Origin of the sequence: Limosilactobacillus reuteri subsp. simiae, from assembly GCF_020784875.1 — a bacterium.
GTDB classification, from domain to species: Bacteria; Bacillota; Bacilli; order Lactobacillales; family Lactobacillaceae; genus Limosilactobacillus; species Limosilactobacillus reuteri_H.
Genome location: NZ_JAJGUI010000062.1, coordinates 1 through 328, shown reverse-complemented (window position 1 = coordinate 328; position 328 = coordinate 1). Strand labels below are relative to the sequence as shown.

Annotated in this window: 1 protein-coding gene; it reads left to right on the top strand. The window is 49.4% G+C overall.

Annotated features, from left to right (window positions below):
- On the top strand, nt 1–328 hold a 328-nt coding region (locus LMC10_RS02005), incomplete at both ends, for an MSCRAMM family adhesin SdrC (RefSeq protein WP_229268795.1).

The following is a 328-nucleotide window of genomic DNA, read 5'->3' as shown; positions in this document are numbered from 1 at the left end:
GCACTTACTGAAGCCGATGTTGATTCACTGGCGCTTACTGAAGCGGATGTTGATTCACTTGCACTCACAGATGCTGAAGTTGATTCACTCGCACTTACCGAAGCCGAGGTGCTTTCGCTAGCGCTTACTGAAGCCGATGTTGATTCACTTGCACTCACAGATGCTGAAGTAGATTCACTAGCACTTACGGAGGCAGATGTGCTTTCACTTGCGCTTACTGAAGCGGATGTTGATTCACTTGCACTCACAGATGCTGAAGTGGATTCACTCGCGCTTACTGAGGCGGAGGTACTTTCGCTCGCACTCACAGATGCTGAAGTACTTTCGC